The sequence below is a fragment of the Neobacillus sp. FSL H8-0543 genome (genome assembly GCF_038592905.1).
GTDB lineage: Bacteria > Bacillota > Bacilli > Bacillales > Cytobacillaceae > Neobacillus.
This window is the reverse complement of sequence record NZ_CP151943.1, coordinates 908,752-929,141: the sequence shown is the minus strand read 5'-3', so window position 1 is coordinate 929,141 and position 20,390 is coordinate 908,752. Positions and strand designations below refer to the sequence as shown.

The 20,390-nt window shown below is 40.1% G+C and carries 18 protein-coding genes, 1 other RNA gene and 1 other annotated feature; of the genes, 17 read left to right on the top strand and 2 right to left on the bottom strand.

All coding sequences use genetic code 11. The features are described from left to right. Nucleotides 1-121: 121 nt before the first annotated feature. Together NSS81_RS04935 and dtd are read left to right on the top strand one after the other, a co-directional pair. On the top strand, nucleotides 122-2,317 hold the full coding sequence (locus NSS81_RS04935; RefSeq protein ID WP_342432426.1) for a bifunctional (p)ppGpp synthetase/guanosine-3',5'-bis(diphosphate) 3'-pyrophosphohydrolase: 2,196 nt from the start codon (nucleotides 122-124) through the stop codon (nucleotides 2,315-2,317). Between the two features lie 15 nt (nucleotides 2,318-2,332). Next, entirely contained in the window at nucleotides 2,333-2,776 is a 444-nt protein-coding gene (gene dtd, locus NSS81_RS04930) for a D-aminoacyl-tRNA deacylase (RefSeq protein ID WP_342432425.1), read from the top strand. Between the two features lie 288 nt (nucleotides 2,777-3,064). Here dtd and NSS81_RS04925 read toward each other — a convergent pair whose 3' ends face one another. Next, nucleotides 3,065-4,798 (bottom strand): SH3 domain-containing protein, encoded by a 1,734-nt coding sequence (locus NSS81_RS04925; RefSeq protein ID WP_342432424.1) that lies wholly within the window; start codon nucleotides 4,796-4,798, stop codon nucleotides 3,065-3,067. Between the two features lie 161 nt (nucleotides 4,799-4,959). On the opposite strand from NSS81_RS04925, the gene NSS81_RS04920 reads away from it, so the two are divergent. From NSS81_RS04920 to NSS81_RS04890, 7 genes are all read left to right on the top strand, one after another. Further along, on the top strand, nucleotides 4,960-5,136 hold the full coding sequence (locus NSS81_RS04920) for a hypothetical protein (RefSeq protein ID WP_342432423.1): 177 nt from the start codon (nucleotides 4,960-4,962) through the stop codon (nucleotides 5,134-5,136). Between the two features lie 56 nt (nucleotides 5,137-5,192). Next, nucleotides 5,193-5,432, top strand: a binding site (T-box leader). 72 nt (nucleotides 5,433-5,504) lie between these two features. Next, a complete protein-coding gene (hisS, locus tag NSS81_RS04915) occupies nucleotides 5,505-6,785 on the top strand; it encodes a histidine--tRNA ligase (protein WP_342432422.1) in 1,281 nt (426 codons plus the stop codon). Nucleotides 6,786-6,790: 5 nt separating this feature from the next. Then, on the top strand, nucleotides 6,791-8,560 hold the full coding sequence (aspS, locus tag NSS81_RS04910) for an aspartate--tRNA ligase (protein ID WP_342432421.1): 1,770 nt from the start codon (nucleotides 6,791-6,793) through the stop codon (nucleotides 8,558-8,560). Between the two features lie 70 nt (nucleotides 8,561-8,630). Continuing rightward, nucleotides 8,631-8,824: non-coding RNA, 6S RNA (gene ssrS / locus NSS81_RS04905), on the top strand. A 490-nt stretch (nucleotides 8,825-9,314) separates the two neighbouring features. Next, the gene (locus tag NSS81_RS04900) at nucleotides 9,315-10,082 is read left to right on the top strand and encodes a tRNA threonylcarbamoyladenosine dehydratase (protein ID WP_342432420.1); all 768 of its coding nucleotides are present in this window, start codon (nucleotides 9,315-9,317) and stop codon (nucleotides 10,080-10,082) included. Nucleotides 10,083-10,187: 105 nt separating this feature from the next. After that, a complete protein-coding gene (locus NSS81_RS04895) occupies nucleotides 10,188-11,114 on the top strand; it encodes an ABC transporter ATP-binding protein (RefSeq protein ID WP_342432419.1) in 927 nt (308 codons plus the stop codon). Then, nucleotides 11,107-12,057 carry an ABC transporter permease gene (locus NSS81_RS04890; protein ID WP_342432418.1) on the top strand — a complete coding sequence of 317 codons (951 nt, stop codon included), beginning with the start codon at nucleotides 11,107-11,109 and terminating at the stop codon, nucleotides 12,055-12,057. The genes NSS81_RS04895 and NSS81_RS04890 overlap by 8 nt, the downstream gene beginning before the upstream one ends. Nucleotides 12,058-12,088: 31 nt before the next feature. Here the strand turns inward: NSS81_RS04890 and NSS81_RS04885 are convergent, their stop codons facing one another. Then, entirely contained in the window at nucleotides 12,089-13,360 is a 1,272-nt protein-coding gene (locus tag NSS81_RS04885) for a replication-associated recombination protein A (protein WP_342432417.1), read from the bottom strand. A 173-nt stretch (nucleotides 13,361-13,533) separates the two neighbouring features. Between NSS81_RS04885 and NSS81_RS04880 the strand changes: the two genes are divergently transcribed. The 8 genes from NSS81_RS04880 to NSS81_RS04845 all read left to right on the top strand — a co-directional run bounded on the left by NSS81_RS04880 (nucleotide 13,534) and on the right by NSS81_RS04845 (nucleotide 20,380). Then, nucleotides 13,534-13,953 carry an Rrf2 family transcriptional regulator gene (locus NSS81_RS04880; RefSeq protein ID WP_342432416.1) on the top strand — a complete coding sequence of 140 codons (420 nt, stop codon included), beginning with the start codon at nucleotides 13,534-13,536 and terminating at the stop codon, nucleotides 13,951-13,953. Nucleotides 13,954-13,998: 45 nt separating this feature from the next. Next, nucleotides 13,999-15,141 carry a cysteine desulfurase family protein gene (locus tag NSS81_RS04875; RefSeq protein WP_342432415.1) on the top strand — a complete coding sequence of 381 codons (1,143 nt, stop codon included), beginning with the start codon at nucleotides 13,999-14,001 and terminating at the stop codon, nucleotides 15,139-15,141. A gap of 38 nt (nucleotides 15,142-15,179) precedes the next feature. Continuing rightward, nucleotides 15,180-16,298 (top strand): tRNA 2-thiouridine(34) synthase MnmA, encoded by a 1,119-nt coding sequence (gene mnmA / locus NSS81_RS04870; protein ID WP_342433940.1) that lies wholly within the window; start codon nucleotides 15,180-15,182, stop codon nucleotides 16,296-16,298. Between the two features lie 107 nt (nucleotides 16,299-16,405). After that, a complete protein-coding gene (locus NSS81_RS04865; protein WP_342432414.1) occupies nucleotides 16,406-17,059 on the top strand; it encodes a tetratricopeptide repeat protein in 654 nt (217 codons plus the stop codon). A gap of 33 nt (nucleotides 17,060-17,092) precedes the next feature. After that, nucleotides 17,093-19,507: an ATP-dependent RecD-like DNA helicase gene (locus NSS81_RS04860; RefSeq protein WP_342432413.1), complete on the top strand. Its 2,415-nt coding sequence runs from the start codon at nucleotides 17,093-17,095 to the stop codon at nucleotides 19,505-19,507. 33 nt (nucleotides 19,508-19,540) lie between these two features. After that, nucleotides 19,541-20,014, top strand: coding sequence for a PRC-barrel domain-containing protein (locus NSS81_RS04855; RefSeq protein WP_342432412.1), 474 nt, complete (start codon nucleotides 19,541-19,543; stop codon nucleotides 20,012-20,014). A 12-nt stretch (nucleotides 20,015-20,026) separates the two neighbouring features. Next, nucleotides 20,027-20,218: a hypothetical protein gene (locus tag NSS81_RS04850; RefSeq protein WP_342432411.1), complete on the top strand. Its 192-nt coding sequence runs from the start codon at nucleotides 20,027-20,029 to the stop codon at nucleotides 20,216-20,218. 27 nt (nucleotides 20,219-20,245) lie between these two features. Then, on the top strand, nucleotides 20,246-20,380 hold the full coding sequence (locus NSS81_RS04845) for a YrzQ family protein (RefSeq protein WP_342432410.1): 135 nt from the start codon (nucleotides 20,246-20,248) through the stop codon (nucleotides 20,378-20,380). Nucleotides 20,381-20,390 lie beyond the last annotated feature (10 nt).

The window sequence follows — 20,390 nt, the reverse complement described above, 5'->3', positions numbered from 1 at the left end:
TACATCTTCGCTTTTTTTTTCGATAATAGTAAGAAAACTCGTGTTAGACATGTGAAAATTGTAACGAAATGAGTTAGTATACATTTAATAATAAAATGAGACGAAAAAAAAGGTGATTCTTATGGCGAACGATCAAGTGTTAACCGCCGATCAGGTCATCGATAAAGCTAAAGCCTATTTGAACGAGGAACATGTTGAATTAGTTGCAAAGGCGTATGAATTCGCTAAACATGCCCATCGTGAACAATATAGAAAATCAGGTGAGCCTTATATTATTCATCCCATTCAGGTTGCTGGAATTTTGGCTGACTTGGAGATGGATCCTGCAACGGTTGCCTCGGGTTTTCTTCATGACGTCGTAGAAGACACGGATGTTACGTTAAAAGACATTCAAGTGGCCTTTAATGATGAAGTGGCTATGCTTGTTGATGGCGTGACAAAGCTAGGGAAAATTAAATATAAATCCCACGAGGAGCAGCAGGCAGAAAACCACAGAAAAATGTTTGTGGCTATGGCCCAGGATATCCGTGTTATTTTGATTAAGCTTGCTGACCGCTTGCATAATATGAGGACGCTTAAACATCTTCCTATTGAAAAGCAACGTCGGATTTCAAATGAGACACTTGAGATCTTTGCACCTTTGGCTCACCGTCTAGGTATCTCTAAGATTAAGTGGGAGTTAGAAGATACTGCATTAAGGTATTTAAATCCGCAGCAATACTACCGGATTGTAAACTTAATGAAGAGAAAGCGTGCGGAACGAGAGCAGTATTTAGAAGATGTTATGCTTGAAGTGAGCGGAAGGATGGAAGAGGTATCCATCAGTGCTGAACTTTCAGGACGGCCAAAGCATATTTATAGTATTTATCGCAAGATGGCTCTCCAAAATAAACAATTTAGTGAAATTTATGATTTGCTGGCTGTTCGGATTGTCGTGAACAGTATTAAGGATTGCTACGCTGTTTTAGGTATCATTCATACATGCTGGAAACCTATGCCAGGTCGGTTCAAGGATTATATTGCGATGCCAAAGCCGAATATGTATCAATCCTTGCATACCACCGTGATTGGTCCAAAGGGTGATCCGCTAGAAGTGCAAATTAGAACCTCTGAAATGCACCGGATTGCTGAATTTGGTATTGCTGCACACTGGGCATATAAAGAGGGGAAAGCGCTTAGTGATACTACCTCTTATGAACAAAAATTAACTTGGTTTAGAGAAATTCTCGAATTCCAAAATGATACCGCAAATGCGGAGGAGTTTATGGAATCACTGAAAATTGACTTGTTTTCAGATATGGTGTTTGTGTTTACACCAAAAGGTGATGTTATTGAATTGCCGTCTGGTTCAGTTCCTATTGATTTTGCATACCGCATCCATTCGGAAATTGGCAATAAAACGATAGGTGCAAAAGTGAACGGCAAAATGGTGACGCTCGACTATAGGCTGAAGACAGGGGATATTATCGAGATCCTCACTTCCAAGCATTCTTATGGACCAAGTCAAGATTGGTTAAAGCTTGCACAAACTTCACAGGCAAAGAACAAAATTCGTGCCTTTTTCAAGAAACAGCGTCGAGAAGAAAATGTTGTTAAAGGTAAAGAGTTAGTTGAAAAAGAAATTCGTGCAATGGAATTCGATTTAAAGGAAATTTTAACAGCAGATAATATAAAAAAGGTAGCTGAAAAGTTTAATTTTTTCAGTGAAGATGATATGTACGCAGCAGTCGGTTATAACGGTGTAACAGCGCTGCAAGTTGCAAACCGTTTAACAGAGAAGTGGCGGAAAAAGCGTGATAAGGAACTATCTTCGGATATTTCGAATGCCATTACAGATTTAAAAGCATTTCCATCGACCAAAAAACGTGAATCCGGTGTTCGCGTCTCTGGGATAGATAATTTATTAATCCGATTATCAAGGTGCTGTAATCCTGTCCCTGGTGATGAAATTGTTGGCTTTATCACAAAAGGGCGTGGTGTTTCTGTTCACCGTTCTGATTGCACGAATATTGATTCAAACGATGCGCAGGCAAGATTAATCCCTGTCGAGTGGGAAACCTCGTTGAATGATCGCAAAGAATATAATGTTGATATTGAAATTAGCGGCTATGATCGTCGCGGATTATTAAATGAAGTATTACAAGCAGTCAATGAAACGAAAACAAATATCTCAGCCGTATCAGGTCGGTCTGACCGCAATAAAATGGCAACGATTAGCATGTCTATTGCTATTAACAACGTTAACCATTTGCAAAGGGTAGTAGATCGGATTAAACAGATACGGGATATTTATTCCGTTCGTCGAATCATGAATTAAGGAGTTTCTTAAAAGATGAGAGTTGTTGTTCAGCGCAGTAAAAAGGCTAAAGTTACCGTTGACGAAAGAATTGTTGGACAGATTTCAAAAGGTCTTGTTTTGCTTGTTGGTGTCACACATGAAGACACCGAAGCGGATGCAGCATTTTTGGCAGAGAAAATAGTTAATTTAAGGATATTTGAAGATGATGCCGGGAAAATGAATTTATCCTTAATCGATGTCGGCGGTGAAATTCTCTCGATCTCACAGTTCACGCTATATGGTGATTGCCGTAAAGGGAGAAGACCTAATTTCATGGATGCTGCAAGACCTGATCAAGCAAATCTCCTTTACGAAACCTTTAACCGTTTACTAAGAAACAAAAATATAAAGGTTGAGACTGGCCGATTTGGCGCGATGATGGATGTTGACTTAACGAACGATGGTCCGGTTACACTTATCATTGAAAGTAAATCCTAAACTATACAAAACAAAAGGCTTGGCACATTTATAGGTGCCAAGCCTTTTGTTTATTGTGTTAACTTATCTGTTGATTGGAGCTCCAGGCGCTTCGCTTTCCGCGGGCGGTCCGGGGAGCCTCCTCGTCGCTAAAGCTCCTGCGGGGTCTCCCCTGCCCCGTCCTCCCGCAGGACATTGAATAAGCTTCCTTTGAATACTCACCGCACGAAGGAAATGCGCTAGCGTTTTCGAGGAGTCTTTCGCGCCTTCCGCTCCAATCAACAAGTAACAATTTCAACGCTACAGTATTTAATTATCTTTAAAGAAGCGTGCAAGTCCATTATAAAGACCTGTTGCTGCATTTTCTTGGAATTGACTCGAATTTAGTGTCATCGCTTCCTCAGGATTGCTAATATAACCTAGTTCCATGAGCACTGATTTCTGATTGTTTTCACGAATCACGTGGTAATCACCTTGACGTACACCGCGACTTTTCAATCTTGTGTGCTCATTTGTTGAATGGTATAAATAGTCGGCGAGCTCCTTTTGATAGGGATGATAATAGTAACCAGTCATCCCCCGGATGCTTCTGTCTAAATTGCTATCATAATGCAGGCTTATAAATGCATCTGCTTGGTGTACACCAGCCGTCCTTACCCTTGAGGGAAGGGGGAGATAGGAATCGTTGCTTCTAGTTAGAATAACATTAGCACCAGCCGATTTTAACTTGTCATATAAAAGCGTAGCTGTTCGCAGTGTCAGTTCTTTTTCGCGTGTTCCATTCGTTCCCGTTGCACCGTCATCAATCCCTCCGTGACCGGGGTCAATGACGATGGTTTTGTATTTAAGATAACTTTCTACACCTTGTTTTTCAATAATTGGACCAGCTCCATTGGCGGTGACAATCCAACCGGCTACAAACCCGCTTGAACCATCTCCAAGGCTAATTTCATACCAATTATTTTCTGCCTTTTTAATAGAAAAAGTTTCCCCTTCATTCGCTCGGTGAAGAACCTCTGATTCAACAGATGGGCTTTTTCGGATGTTTGTCCCATTATGAAGGATGGTAATTTTACTATCTTTTGAACTAAGATTTTCTTGGGATTGATTCTTACTAAAGTACCAGCCAGCTGCCCAGCCAAACTTGCCTGGCTGGTATTCAATTTTAATCCAATTGTTGTTTTCCTCAATAATCGAAAATCGCTGTCCTTTTGTAATTGTTCCAACGATGCTTGAATTTAATGAATAATTGCTGCGAACATTAAGAGTGCTTGCCGTTAACTCTCCTGTAATCCCGCTAGAACTTTTTTCTGCCTTTTCGTTTTCTCCTTCGGTTTGAACATAATCAGCGCTGACCCATGCCTTTTGATTTTCAAACTGTATCTCTAACCAATTATCCTTTTTGGAATAAATGGTAATGGTTCTTCCTTTTGGGAGTTTCCCAAGAATAGTACTTGATATGGAAGGCTCATTTCTTACATTTATTAATTCATTAACAACACCCGTGCTTGTTTTTTTTGATTCTGACTTAGGAGGATCCTGACTATTCTTTATTAATACGTATTGTCGGGTTACCCAGCCTTCGCCGAAATCCGTTTTGACCTTTAACCAGTTTTCATTGTCTTCAAGGACCGTGACAGCTTGTCCTTTGTTTAAAACACCGATGATCCGGAAGCTTGTCCCCGGACCGGAACGAACGCGTAATTGGTCTTCAGACACTTCTGCGGTTGCTTGCATTGAGCCTTTAGCTGCTTTTGAAGCAAAGCTGCTGTTTATTGTTACAACCCAATTGGCCACCCATCCTGTTTTTCCGCTAGAAAGCTGGATTTCAATCCAGTTATTCTGTTCTTTTATCATCGAGTATTTTTCGCCGTGCTTTACTTGCTTCACTAATTGGTAGCTTAAACTCGGGCCGCTGCGTACATTGACGGTCTCCTCAGCTATCGTAATCGTACCGCCTGTTGCATAGCTTTTTTCTGGCAACTGAAAGGCACCGAAAACTAACATGAAGCAAAATAAAGGTAGACTAAACCTTCTGCACATTGTCTCCCCCCTTTTTCATCCTCTATTTTAGCGTATAACTACATGAAAATCATTCCTTTATTGTTAATATTATGTCTTTTTTAAAATCACCTTTTTTGTGTAAGTTTTTCGAATTGATGGAAATAATAGGAGTATAGAGGAAGAGGACGAGGTGAAATGTGATGAGATCAAGTGAAAAGGGAATGAATGTTCAGTCCATGGAAAGCAGGATGTTTGGTGTGGATTTTCATGATTTTATTCAAAAGGAACAAAATAATGGTACCTTTGAACTGGCATCCGAATTCGGACTGACAATCGGAGATGTTAGAAAGTTGAAAAAACATTTGGAAAGATCTTAAATCGTTCTTGACATTAGAAACGATGCTCCGTATTATTATATAAATAAAACAAAATGAAATAACCAATGATGGAGCATAGTAATTAAGACTAAAACATGATAAGAGAGGAAATGCCCCAGGCTGAAAGCATTTCTGCATGTTACTTAATGAATGAACACTCCGTAGGCTTCGCTCTGAAAGAGTTTTACTTTAGTAGGAGAAGAACGTAAGCAGGCGTTAACTGTAAAAGTGGAAGGCATATTCAATTTGCCTTTAACTAGGGTGGCACCGCGGGAATTATAACTCTCGTCCCTTGTATTTATACAAGGGACGGGAGTTTTTTATTTTTTAAAAGAGATTATTACATATGCGAAGGAGGAAATTTTGCTATGTCTATTAGTATTCCTAGAGGCACCCAAGACATTCTGCCCGGAGAGGTAGAAAAGTGGCAGCTGATTGAGGCAAAGGCGAGAGAACTTTGCGAAAAATATCAATATCAAGAAATTCGGACACCAATCTTTGAACATACGGATTTATTCTCTAGAGGTGTAGGCGATACAACTGATATTGTGCAAAAAGAAATGTACACCTTTACTGATCGGGGAGACCGCAGCCTGACGCTAAGACCAGAAGGAACGGCCGCTGTTGTTAGATCGTTTGTAGAGAAGAAGATGTTTGGCTATGCCAACCAGCCTGTTAAGCTTTATTATTTGGGGCCAATGTTCCGATATGAACGCCCTCAGGCAGGTCGCTTCCGTCAATTTGTCCAATTTGGCATTGAGGCGTTAGGAAGTAATGACCCGGCTATCGATGCTGAGGTAATTTCACTAGCGATGAATTTATATAAGGAAATGGGCTTAAAGAAACTGAAGCTCGTTGTTAATAGTCTCGGAGACAAGGAGAGCAGAAACGCTCACCGCAATGCGTTAGTTAACCACTTTAAGCCACGGATTGGAGAGTTTTGTCAGGATTGCCAGAACCGTCTTGAAAAAAATCCATTAAGGATCCTTGACTGTAAACAAGACCACAAGCACGAATTGATGGCTTCTGCACCATCCATCATCGATTATTTAAATGAGGAGTCAAAAGCCTATTTTGAAAAACTGCAAAAGTACTTAACTCAATTGGATATTACTTTTGTTGTTGACCCAAATCTCGTTCGCGGCTTAGATTATTACAATCACACTGCGTTTGAAATTATGAGTGATGCCGAGGGCTTTGGTGCTATTACCACTTTATGTGGCGGCGGTCGATATAACGGCTTAGCTGAAGAAATTGGTGGCCCAGAAACACCTGGAATTGGGTTTGCCTTAAGTATCGAGCGTTTTATTGCAGCACTTAATGCAGAAGGAGTCGAGCTTAATATTAATCAGCCGATTGATTGCTATATAGCAACCCTCGGTGAGGAAGCAAAGGACTATAGTGTCGGGCTTCTGCAACAGCTTCGATTGGCTGGTATTTCTGCTGAGAGAGATTATCTAAATCGAAAAATCAAAGCTCAATTTAAGGCTGCTGATCGATTGAAAGCGAAGTATGTTGCCGTACTTGGTGACGAGGAATTGAAAAATAATATTATTAATTTGAAAAATATGGAAACGGGCGAACAAGTGGAAGTTGATTTAGCGGACTTGAGCAAACATTTACAAGAGATAAAGGATTGGGAGGAGTGAGTAATATGTATGGTCGATCATATTTTTGCGGTGATGTTCCAGAATCAGCTATAGGTGAAAAAGTAACGCTAAAAGGGTGGGTCCAAAAACGCCGAGATTTAGGCGGACTGATTTTTATTGACCTCCGCGACCGTTCAGGAATTGTTCAAGTCGTATTCAACCCGGACTTATCAAAGGAAGCCCTAGAGGCCGCTGAAAAAATCCGCAATGAGTTTGTTTTAGATATCGTTGGGACAGTTGTCGCGCGCGAAGCTGGAACGGTTAATCCAAACCTAAAGACTGGAACGATTGAAGTCCATGCGGAAAAAGTGACGATTATTAATGAGGCGAAAACACCTCCGTTTACAATATCGGATAAAACAGATGCATCGGAAGACATTCGTCTTAAATATCGTTATTTAGATTTCCGCCGTCCAGTTATTTTTGAAACCTTAAAAATGCGTCATCAAGTGACGAAGCAAATTAGAGATTTTCTTGATTCTGAAGGATTTTTGGATATTGAAACACCGATTTTGACAAAAAGTACACCTGAAGGGGCCCGTGACTATCTTGTACCAAGCCGCGTGCATCCTGGTGAATTCTATGCCCTTCCGCAATCACCGCAGCTTTTTAAACAGATGTTAATGGTTGGCGGGATTGAGCGTTACTATCAGATTGCCCGTTGCTTCCGCGATGAGGATTTGCGTGCAGACCGTCAGCCGGAATTTACACAAATCGATATTGAGACTAGTTTCTTAAGTCAAGAGGATATCATTAAGATGATGGAAAGAATGATGACTCAGTTAATGAAGGAAGTAAAAGGTGTTGAAGTACCTGCTGCTTTCCCAAGGATGACTTATGATGAAGCGATGAGCCGCTTCGGTTCAGATAAACCGGATACTCGTTTTGGACTGGAACTTGTTGACCTTTCAGAAGTTGTTAAGGATTCAGGCTTTAAAGTATTTTCTGCTGCCGTTACTAATGGGGGGCAGGTTAAGGCAATCAATGTAAAAGGTTCAGCTGATAACTATTCCCGGAAAGACATCGATGCGTTAACAGAATTTGTTGCTGTATACGGGGCAAAGGGGCTTGCATGGCTAAAGGTAGATGAAGATGGTCTGAAAGGTCCAATTGCGAAGTTCTTTGGTGATGAGGATGCAAATGCCCTTAAGGCTACGCTTGAAGCAAATCCGGGTGACCTCTTGCTATTTGTTGCAGATAAACAGAAGGTTGTTGCTGATGCATTAGGCGCTCTCCGCTTAAAGTTAGGGAAAGAATTAAATTTAATTGATCAAAGTCAGTTCAACTTCTTGTGGGTTACTGATTGGCCGCTTCTTGAATACGCAGAGGAAGAGGGACGCTATTATGCTGCCCATCATCCATTTACCATGCCTGTTAGGGAAGATCTTCCTTACCTCGATACAGACCCGGGCAGAGTGCGTGCGCAAGCTTATGACCTTGTGTTAAACGGATACGAGCTCGGCGGAGGATCATTAAGGATATTCGAAAGAACTGTTCAAGAAAAAATGTTTAGTGTTCTCGGTTTCACACCTGAAGAAGCTAAGAATCAGTTTGGCTTCCTGCTAAATGCTTTCGAATATGGAACACCTCCACATGGAGGAATTGCCCTTGGGTTAGACCGTTTGGTGATGCTTCTAGCTGGAAGCACTAATTTACGGGATACGATTGCATTTCCAAAAACTGCTAGTGCAAGTTGTTTGTTAACAGATGCACCTGGTGAGGTTTCAGAAGCCCAGTTAAATGAGCTTTACTTGTCATTAAAGGTTAAGAAATAAGGCGAATAAAACGGTTACATGAATCCTTGAAAGTGTTTTTAATATATGTTATTATAAAACCAATCAAATAAGCGTCCTGAAATGTACGTTGTATTACCTATCTTTTGACCAACATTATTTCTTCGGGAGTCCGGAGTTTCCTAGCTGCGTAAATGCCCCACCTTCACGGTAAGGGGACTTGCATAAACTAGGAACAAGACACCCACCTGCGAAAGTAGCGGGATCAAAAGAAGGCACAAGAGCGACGGCACCATTGGGACTCTTATAAAAATAGTCCCCTGCATAAGCAGGGGGCTATTTTTATTTGCTTTTTTGCGGATTGTGGGTTATCCAAGGGGTAAGTCCTCGATATCTACCAGTTGGAGGGAAAATAGAGTGCGCTGTAGCCGTCTACGTGTCCTGAAAATGGGAAAATCGGAAAAGAGGTCACGTAGAGGCTGTCTACGTGACCTGAAAAAAGAAAAATCAGAAAAAGGGGTCACGTAGAGACTGTCTACGTGCCCTGAAAAAAGAAAAATCGGAAAAAGAGGTCACGTAGAGGCTGTCTACGTGACCTTAAAAAGAAAAAGTCAGAAAAAGAGGTCACGTAGAAGCCGTCTACGAGCTCCGAAAAATGAAAATTGGAAAAAGGCTTTCCACAAGTAAAACTATTATAATTCCCATCAAAATACTTGTTTTTAAGTAAAGGTATGATATATTTTTTAGGGTAAAAGATATTTAATAATGAATCGAATCTAAATTTCTGGAGGAACGTATGTTACATCAATTTTCTCGTAATGAACTTGCCATGGGCAAAGAAGGTATGGAAATCATGAAAAACAGCACCGTTGCTGTTTTGGGAGTGGGGGGAGTTGGCTCATTCGCTGCTGAGGCGCTTGCACGCTCTGGTGTGGGCCGTTTAATACTAGTCGATAAAGATGATGTTGATATTACCAACATTAACCGCCAGCTTATTGCTCTCCTATCTACGATTGGTCAACCGAAAGTAGATCTTATGAAAGAGCGAATAAAGGATATTAACCCTGATTGTGAAGTAATTGCTTTAAAAATCTTTTATACAGAAGATACCTATGAGGAATTTTTTAATTACAATTTAGATTTTGTCGTCGATGCCTCAGATACAATTGTTTATAAAATTCATCTGATGAAGGAATGTTTAAAAAGAAACATCCCAATCATTTCGAGCATGGGTGCTGCCAATAAGATGGATCCTACCCGCTTCCAAATTGTAGATATTTCCAAAACACATACGGACCCAATCGCAAAGGTTATCCGCCAAAAGCTACGCAAGGAAAGAATCCATAAAGGCATTCCTGTTGTCTTTTCCGATGAAAGTCCAATTGTCATTCGCGAAGATATTAAAAAAGAAGTTGGAAATGAACAAGCGGCAACAAGAAAAGGACAAATGCCCCCAGCCTCAAATGCCTTTGTTCCATCTGCCTGCGGACTGATCATGGCAAGTTATGTTGTTAGAAAACTTCTAAAGGATATAAAAATTCAACGGGTATCCGATGAGAAATAACAAATGCCCCAAACTTAAAAAGTTTGGGGTTATTTTTTTTGAAGGAAATTATTAGAAAAATGCGGTAAACTTAATAGAGGTATAAATGCAGAGAGGGGAAAAACATTGGAATCTATCATAGTACTCAAGGATGTCACCAAAGTAATTAAAGGGCGAAAGATCATTGATAATATCAGCTTTGAGGTGAATAAAGGAGAGGTCTTTGGCTTTCTTGGTCCAAATGGTGCGGGAAAAACTACGACCATTCGGATGATTGTCGGTTTAATGGGTATTACCTCTGGGGATATTACCATCGCTGGTTCAAGTATAAAAACAAAATTCGAGGATGCGGTTAGACATGTTGGTGCAATTGTCGAAAATCCGGAAATGTATAAATTTCTTACCGGGTACCAAAATCTCATTCATTTTGCGAGAATGTCTAAAGGAATTACAAAAGAAAAAATTGATGAAGTTGTTAAACTTGTTGGATTAACGAGTCGCATTAACGACAAGGTTAAAACGTACTCACTGGGTATGCGTCAAAGATTAGGTGTAGCGCAATGCCTTTTACATGATCCAGATATATTAATATTGGACGAGCCGACAAATGGTTTGGATCCAGCTGGAATCAGAGAAATTCGTGACTACATCCGTTTACTTGCAAGAGAGAAAAAGATGGCGGTTATTGTTTCAAGTCATATGCTGTCAGAAATGGAAATGATGTGTGATAGAATTGGAATTATTCAGGATGGTCGCCTTATTGATGTACAGCTTGTACATGATTTTGTTCAAGGCCATGAAGCAACCTTCGAGTTTGAGGTCACCCCTAGTGAAACCGCACTCTCGCTTCTGCAATCCAACTTCCCGAATGTATCTGTCACTAGTTCAAGAAATGGGATAACGGTCACACTCGCAAAAGAAGAAATACCTCAAATCGTAAATATGTTCGTCGAAGGCGGAATAAAACTTTATGGAATAAAAGAAGTAGCAAAAACACTAGAAGATCGCTTCCTTGAAGTGACGTCAGATAAGGGGGCGGGCAAACGTGCTTAATTTAATACGAAATGAATGGATGAAGATTTTTAGAAGACCGGGTACATATGTAATGCTTGCTATTTTGTTGTTAATTGTTGCCATTACGGGTGCATTTATGAAGTACCAAGAAAATGGAACGGATCAGAATCATAACGAGGATTGGAAGACAGTACTAGTTCAGGAAAATGAGGCATTAAAGAGTCAGTTAGATTCAAGTCCGATGAAAGTCGAACAGGATTATTATAAAAAGCAAATTGCCATTAACGAGTATCGAATCGAGCATGATATTCCTTTTAGAGAAAAATATAATAGTTGGTCGTTCGTAAAGGATAGTTCAGAAATTATCATATTGGCTGGCTTGTTTACAATTATTGTTTCCGCCGGGATTGTCGCAAGTGAATTTACTTGGGGGACAATTAAGCTATTATTAATTCGGCCAATTAATCGAAGCAAAATATTATTATCAAAGTATTTGACAGTATTACTGTTTGCCTTGTTGCTGGTTGTGTCCTTATTTGTCTTTTCTGCGGTACTAGGGACGATTCTCTTTGGATTGCCGGAACAAGCCATACCTTATTTAAATTATTTTGATGGACAAGTAACCGAGCAGCATATGGTGATTTATTTAATCAATTACTATGGGTTGGCTTCTATTGAGATGATTATGCTGGCAACGATGGCATTCATGATATCCTCTGTTTTCAGGAACAGTTCCTTAGCAATTGGGTTATCAATATTTTTAATGTTTATGGGTTCTTCACTAACTGGTTTATTATCGATGAAATTTACATGGGCAAAATATATTTTGTTTGCGAATACAAACTTAATGCAGTATTTCGAAGGAGCACCATTAGTTGAAGGGATGACAATTACCTTCTCAATCATCATGATCCTTGTTTACTTCGTGATTTTTCAATTTCTCGCCTTCTATGTTTTTAACAAGCGAGACGTTGCTGCATAATAAAAATAACCTTCAGGTAAATTCCTGAAGGTTATTTTTTACGCGTTAATTTACCGTAAACATTTGCCAAGGCCTGCTCAAATTTACCGGTTTTCTTAGGGTGATAGTATTGTTTGCTTCTTAACTTATTTGGTAAATACTGTTGTGGAACCCAGCCTGCTTCGTAATCATGAGGATATAAGTAGCCAATTCCTCTACCAAGCTCCTTGGCCCCTTTATAATGGGCATCGCGTAAATGATCAGGTATTTCACCGATGTTTCCCTTTTGGATATCTGCAAGTGCTTCGCTAATGGCGATTACTGCTGAGTTTGATTTTGGTGATAAGCACAACTCAATCACTGCATTTGCAAGCGGAATTCTTGCTTCGGGAAAACCAATTCGTTCAGAGGTTTCAATCGCTGCTAACGTACGAGCTCCTGCTTGCGGGCTAGCGAGTCCAATATCTTCATAAGCAATGACAAGCAGTCGTCTGCTAATGCTTTGAAGATCGCCCGCTTCTATTAATCTTCCTAGGTAATGGAGCGCAGCATTTACGTCACTGCCGCGGATTGATTTTTGAAAGGCGGATAGCACATCATAATGACCATCACCATCCCTATCAGAACCATAGCTTTTCTTTTGCATGCATTCCTCAGCCGTTTGTAAATCAATAGGAATGACTTCATTATCTGCCGTATCTGTCGAAAGAATCGCTAGCTCAAGTGCATTTAACGAGCTTCTTACGTCACCGTTCGAAGCTTGGGCAAAATGATTTAATGCCTCCTCCGAAATTTTTACTCTCAAGCGGCCGTATCCTCGCTCTGGATCTTCAATTGCACGCAGGAGAGCGGTCTTTATCTCCTCAGCCGACAACGGTTTGAGTTCAAATATCTGACAGCGGCTTCGAATAGCAGGATTAATTGCATGATAGGGGTTGCTGGTTGTCGCTCCTATTAACGTAATCATCCCATTTTCTAGGTAAGGGAGTAAGAAATCCTGTTTCCCTTTATCAAGACGGTGGACCTCGTCGAGGAGTAGTATCACCTTTCCAGACATTTTTGCCTCAGCGGCAACAATTTCCATGTCCTTTTTATTATTTGTGACAGCGTTAAGGGTACGAAAAGCATACTTCGTACTTCCGGCAATAGCACTCGCAATTGAGGTTTTACCGATACCGGGCGGGCCATATAAAATCATTGATGTTAGCTGTTTGGCCTTCACCATCCGGGCAATTATTTTATCCTCGGCCACCAAATGCTGCTGGCCGACAACTTCATCAATTGTTCTAGGGCGCATACGGAATGCAAGCGGTTTTTGTTGCATGATAACCTCTCCAACTTATAAAATGAATTATCTTAACTCTATCATTTTTTAGCGAAAAAGCATATTAAAGAACAATATGCTATAATAGCTAATGTCTATCAAATTACTAAGGATTTTTTATTGGAATACTACTTAAATAAATACTGAATCAAAACGAATAGAGGTGCTTATAGATGAAAATTTCGACGAAAGGCCGTTATGGCCTTACGATCATGATTGAACTTGCAAAAAATTATGGTGAGGGTCCTACATCCTTAAAAGCCATTGCTCAGGCTAATGGTTTATCGGAACATTATCTTGAACAATTAATTGCCCCGCTCCGAAATGCGGGATTGGTAAGAAGTATCCGTGGAGCGTACGGCGGTTATGTTCTTGCCCTAGAACCTTCAAAAATTACTGCAGGTGATGTGATTCGTGTCCTTGAAGGACCAATCACACTTGTTGAGGGACTAGAAGATGAGGGTCCCGCACAGCGGGAACTTTGGATTCGAATTCGTGATGCGATTAAGGGCGTTCTTGATCAGACCACGCTCACTGATCTGGCAAGTCATAGCGAAGACGGTGAAATAGACGGTTATATGTTTTATATTTAATGTGAATGGTATAATAAAGAATTATTTTTTATAGAAGGTGGAAAAATGGAACGAATTTATCTCGACCATGCGGCTACAACACCGATGCATCCTAGCGTTGTTGAAAAAATGATGGAAGCGATGGCTAACACTTTTGGGAATCCTTCCAGTATTCATTCTTTTGGCAGGGAAGCACGTCACTCTATCGATACAGCTCGTGAAGAATTAGCACGCAGTATCGGTGCAAAGGAAAATGAGATTATTTTTACAAGCGGGGGAACAGAGGCCGATAATATGGCCTTATTTGGTGTCGCCGAAGGCTATCAGCATATAGGGAAACATATTATCACAACCAAAATAGAACATCACGCGGTGCTTCACGCCTGTCAGAAATTAGAAAAACTAGGCTTCGAGGTTACTTATTTACCGGTAGACGAAACAGGAAAAATTTCTCTTACAGATTTGAGCAGGGAATTAAGGGAAGATACGATTTTGGTGTCGATTATGTACGGTAATAATGAGGTGGGCACCATCCAGCCGATAAGTGAAATTGGCCAGCTTTTAAAGGACCATCAGGCACTGTTTCATACGGATGCTGTCCAAGCCTATGGTATCGAAGGAATTGATGTAAATCGTTGCGGCATTGATTTATTATCAGTATCCGCTCATAAAATTAATGGTCCAAAAGGAATAGGCTTCCTGTTTTCACGTGACCATGTTAAATTGGTCCCACGTTCTTTTGGTGGGGACCAAGAAAGAAAAAGGCGTGCCGGAACAGAAAATCTTGCCTCGATTATTGGCTTACATGAGGCAGTAAGGATTTCTGGGAAAATGCAAACCGAGAAGCGATCAGCTTTTATTGAATATAAAGAAATATTTATTCAGCAGCTAACGGAACAAAATATTGAATTCAAATTAAACGGAATACTTGAAGAATCCTTACCCCATGTATTAAACTTAAGCTTTCCGGGAACAAACGTTGAGGCTATGCTTGTTAATCTTGATTTAGCTGGTATTGCTGTTTCAAGTGGTTCCGCCTGTACTGCTGGCTCCGTTAAACCTTCACATGTCCTTGTTGCCATGTTTGGTGAGGAATCAGAACGTTTGACCAATTCGATTCGTTATAGCTTTGGCTATAACACAACGAAGGAACAGATTATTAAGGCGGCTTGCGAAACAGCAAAGGTTGTTTCTCGTCTGAAAAAATAAATGCACGACCATTTGAAAGGTGAAGAGTGGTGAATATAGTGGAAACTAAGGATAGAAAAAATACAAGAGTAGTTGTTGGGATGTCAGGCGGAGTGGATTCTTCCGTTGCTGCACTTTTATTAAAGCAACAGGGGTATGACGTCATCGGCATCTTCATGAAAAACTGGGATGATACAGACGAGTTCGGAGTGTGTACCGCAACAGAGGATTATAACGATGTGATTCGTGTATGTAATCAAATTGGTATCCCTTATTATGCAGTTAATTTCGAAAAACAATATTGGGACAAGGTTTTTACCTATTTCCTTGAAGAATACAAGGCGGGAAGAACTCCGAATCCGGATGTTATGTGTAATAAGGAAATCAAATTTAAGGCGTTTCTTGAGCATGCGATGAATCTGGGTGCTGATTATCTTGCAACTGGTCATTATGCACAGGTGGAGTTTCGTGATGGCGAGTACAAAATGGTCCGTGGCTTAGATGAAAATAAGGACCAAACCTACTTCTTAAATCAATTAACGCAGGATATGCTCAGTAAAGTCATGTTCCCGATTGGTAATCTTGAAAAACCAAGAGTACGGGAAATTGCTAAAGAGGCAAATCTTGCGACAGCAACGAAAAAAGATAGTACCGGTATTTGCTTTATTGGTGAACGGAACTTTAAAGAGTTTCTTGGCCAATATCTTCCGGCACAATCGGGAAATATGGAAACCTTTGATGGTACCGTTATGGGCAGGCATGAAGGCTTAATGTATCATACAATTGGTCAGCGCCATGGATTAGGGATTGGCGGTGCCGGTGAACCTTGGTTTGCTATTGGCAAGGATTTAAAAAGAAATGTTCTTTATGTTGGACAAGGATTCCATCATGAAAAACTTTATTCCGATTCAATTATTGCTACTGACGTTAGTTGGGTATCGAACAGTGAAAAACCTGTAGAATTCGAATGTACGGCAAAATTCAGATACCGTCAGGAAGACCACAAAGTTACCGTCCGTCTTCTTGAAGACAATAAAGTGAACGTGGTTTTTCATGAACCACTTCGTGCAATTACCCCAGGTCAAGCCGTTGTTTTTTATAATGGTGATGAATGTCTTGGTGGCGGCACAATCGATGAAGTTTATAAAGATGGTCAACGTTTGACGTATGTAGGGTAGGTGTTTCCCTGATTCCTAAATGGAGTCAGGGATTTTTTAGATTCAGCCTAGATGCTCAGGTATTAGTATATATGATATACTCGAAATTAAGATGGAGTTGATGAAAAATGGATAAAAACCAATTAGGTGTACAATACATGCAAGAAGGAAAATGGGAAGAGGCAGCGAAGATTTTTAATGAAGTAATTGAAGAAAATCCACAAGATGCCATCGCCTATATTAACTTTGGAAATGTGCTTTCTGCGGTAGGTGACGATGAAAAGGCATTGAAATTTTATGAGAAGGCAATCCAGTTAGATGAAAATGCCGCTGCGGCTTACTATAGTGCGGGTAATATATATTTCAGCAATGAAAAATTTGAGACAGCGAAAGATATGTTTGAACATGCCATGAAAAAAGGGCTTCATTCCAGTGACAATTACTTCATGTTAGGTCTGACACTTGTGCAGTTGGATCAGGGAAAATTTGCCCTTCCATATTTGCAGAGAAGTGTCGAGTTGAATGAAGAGGACGCTGAAGCATGTTTTCAATATGGATTATGCCTAGCGCAGCTGGAATTAATTGACGAGGCGATAGTGCAATTAGAGAAGTGCCTTAAGTTAGATGCAGAACATTCAGACGCATACTATAATCTTGGGGTTTCCTATGCCTTCAAAGAAGATGCAAAAAAGGCATTAGCAATGTTTGAGAAAGCACTTGAAATACAGCCAGACCATCTTTTAGCCGGATATGCGAAAAAGCTAATAGAAAAAGGTCAGTAAAAATAATCATCCTAATGAAAGGAGGAAGCCGAAATGGTAAAACAGGACTCACTCGATTTATTTGAAGAGCAAGGTAAGTTTGTGAGGGGAAGGCATCTGGTAACAATTTTTCATAATGAGCAAAATCTGTACACCGTATTACGAATCCGTGTGGAAGAAACGAATGATCAATATGAAGATAAAGAAGCAGTGATAACAGGCTATTTTCCTAAGATCCATGAACAGGAAACTTACACTTTCTTCGGCGAATTTAAAGACCATCCAAAATTTGGGATGCAGTTTCAAGTCCAACACTTTCGCAAAGAAATCCCACAGACAAAACAAGGCGTTATCACCTATTTATCAAGTGAGATGTTTAAAGGAATTGGGAAGAAGACAGCAGAAAGTATTGTTGAAACATTAGGTGAAAATGCTATTTCAAAAATTCTTGCGCAGCCATCTTTACTAGATTCGATTCCAAGGCTTCCTCCTGAAAAGGCGAAGATGCTCTATGATACCTTAATGGACCATCAAGGCCTCGAGCAGGTAATGGTCGCATTAAATCAGTATGGATTTGGTCCGCAAATATCAATGAGAATTTATCAGGCCTATAAGGACAACACACTTGAAATCATTCAAAAAAATCCCTACAAGCTTGTTGAGGATATCGAAGGAATAGGTTTTGGACGAGCTGATGAGCTTGGATATCAGCTCGGAATCTCAGGGAGTCATCCAGACCGGATTAAAGCAGCCTGCCTTTATACACTCGAGAGTGAAAGCATGCAGACGGGGCATGTTTTTATTCAAGCAGAGGATTTACTTGTACAGGTTAAAGAACTTCTTGAGGGGAATAAGAGAGATCAGATTGAGTTTTTAGAAATCTCTAACGAGCTAATTAAGCTTCAGGAAGAAGGCAAGGTAATTGGCGAAGAGCAAAGGGTATATTTACCTTCCTTGTATTTCGCTGAAAAAGGACTTGTTACAAGCATTAACCGCATTTTAGAGCAAAAGGAATATAAAGAACAATTTCCGGAATCAGAATTTCTACTTGCTTTAGGAAGCCTTGAAGAACGAATAAATGTTCAATATGCACCAACCCAAAAGGAAGCTATCCAAACAGCGTTAATGTCGCCAATGTTGATTTTAACTGGTGGTCCTGGAACAGGAAAAACTACTGTTATCAAAGGAATTGTTGAACTCTATGCTGAACTGCATGGCTGTTCATTAGAGCTCAAGGATTATCAGAAAAAAGATGAACCGTTTCCGTTTTTACTCGCTGCTCCAACAGGCAGGGCTGCAAAAAGAATGAGTGAATCGACAGGACTTCCTGCTGTCACAATCCATCGTTTACTCGGATTTAATGGGACAGAAGAATTTGACCATAGCGAAGCAAGTCCGCTAGAAGGGAAAATCATCATTGTTGATGAAACTTCTATGCTTGATATCTGGTTAGCAAATCAATTGTTTAGGGCACTGCCTGAAAACATTCAAGTAATCCTTGTTGGTGATGAAGACCAGTTGCCATCGGTAGGTCCTGGTCAAGTATTAAAGGACTTGTTAATGTCCGAACGTGTTCCGACGGTAAGATTAACCGATATTTACCGGCAAGCGGAAGGCTCATCTATCATTGAATTGGCACATGAAATTAAAAAGGGCTTATTACCTGCTGATATTACAGAAAAACAGAAGGATCGGTCTTTTATTAGATGTTCTGGAGCACAAATTCCTCAAGTGGTGGAAAAAGTAGCGTTAAACGCGAAAACGAAAGGATATACTGCAAAGGATATTCAGGTGCTGGCACCGATGTATAGAGGTCCAGCTGGCATTGACCGCTTAAATGTAATATTGCAGGAAATCTTTAATCCTAACCCTGATGGGACTCGGAAAGAAATTGCATTTGGTGATGTAAAATATCGCATAGGCGATAAGGTGCTCCAGTTAGTGAATCAGCCTGAAAGCAATGTCTTTAATGGTGACATCGGTGAGATTGTTTCGATTTTTTATGCTAAGGAAAATACCGAAAAACAAGACATGGTTCTGATTTCTTTTGAAGGAAATGAAGTAACCTATTCAAAACAGGATTTGAATCAAATCACTCATGCCTATTGCTGTTCTGTACATAAGTCCCAAGGCAGTGAATTTCCAATTGTTATCCTTCCGCTTACTAGAAGCTATTACCGAATGTTAAGGAGAAATCTTATTTATACAGCCATCACAAGAAGTAAACAATCATTAATTTTGTGCGGGGAAGTGGATGCTTTCCGAATGGGAGTGGAAAGGGCGGATGAGCAAAGTCGGCTAACGACACTACGCCAAAAGCTCCAGGAAACAATTTCACTCACCCAGCCAAATGATGACAAAGAGGATATTGCAATTGGTACTCTATCCGCTGAAGAGAGGTTGATGCAAGTTAATCCAATGATTGGCATGGAAAACCTTACACCTTATGATTTCATGGCAAATGGCTGACACTATAAATGTTCACAGGAGGTGAGACACTCTTTGCGAACATTTTCCTTAATAAAAGGGCAGCCAATTTTTGAAACGAGATCAGGATCAAAAATCGGTGAAGTAACTGACTTGTGTATTATAGACGGAATGGTCAAAGGATTAATGGTAAAAAAAGGCGTATTCTTCAAACAAAACTACTATCTAGACATTCATAATGTATCTTCTTTTGGCTGGGATGGGGTAATGATTGAAGATAATGACCAATTAGAAAAACTAAAAACAATTCCAGAATATACAATTAACCATCAGCATTCCTTAAGCGGTAAAATGCTTCTATCAAGAAGCGGAGAATCACTTGGTCTGCTGGAGGATGTATATTTTCATGAAGAATTGGGCACAATCGTAGGGTACGAAATCACGGATGGTTTCTTTTCGGATATTACGGAAGGTAAACAAGTAATACAATCTGAGACGCCCCCAGCGATCGGAAAGGATGCCATCATTGTTGACGTAAATCATACGTGAGGTGTTCCTTTCATGTTTAAATGTCCTAATTGTCAGAGCAAAGATATTGGTAAGATTGGTATTAATCAATACTATTGCTGGGGTTGTTTTATTGAATTGTCTGTATCAAATGGTATTATCAACACCCATCAAGTCGAAGAAGATGGAACGCTCAGTTCCCTGGATGACTTGTTTGAAGAAGAAGAGCGTCGTTACACCCTTTAACGAAATAGGAAGAAGAGGTGAAACGTAATGAATAAAGTTATGACTTCAGTAATTGCGTTGGGTGTTGGTGTAGCAGCATATAACATCGCTCAAAGAAATAACATGATGTCTGGCCGTCAGATGAAAAAAATGCAAAGAAAAGTAAAAAGAGCATTATTCTAATAATTATCCC